Source organism: Paenibacillus forsythiae T98, from assembly GCF_000520735.1.
Lineage (GTDB): Bacteria > Bacillota > Bacilli > Paenibacillales > Paenibacillaceae > Paenibacillus_AQ > Paenibacillus_AQ forsythiae.
On the sequence record NZ_ASSC01000894.1, the window covers coordinates 1 to 320 of the forward strand.

Here is a 320-nt window from a genome sequence, read left to right on the forward strand (position 1 = left end):
CTCTACCCCACCTATGTAACTGTAATGAAGCGATGCGGCTTCAGCCAGTTGCTCTTGTGTCCATCCTTTTGCTTTTCTAAGCTCACGAATTCTATTACCAACGCTTTCTGGTAAATTCATGGGATCACCTCCACTTAAGGGTAGAAGAGGTAGGCTAAGCATTACAGACCATCAAACATAAATCATTATTTAAATTTACTGTACTTAAAAGTACTATTTATATTGACCAGCTATGCAAACAACTATACAATCAATATAAAAATGGATAAAAAAGGAGGCCCCACCCTTGCGCCCTTCCATTCTGAAACTACTGAAGCCGG

General features: G+C 39.7%; 1 protein-coding gene. It reads right to left on the reverse strand.

From position 1 onward, the window contains the following. Window positions 1-120: helix-turn-helix domain-containing protein (locus L692_RS30425; protein ID WP_036725948.1), on the reverse strand; the 120-nt coding region annotated here is incomplete at its 3' end. Window positions 121-320 lie beyond the last annotated feature (200 nt).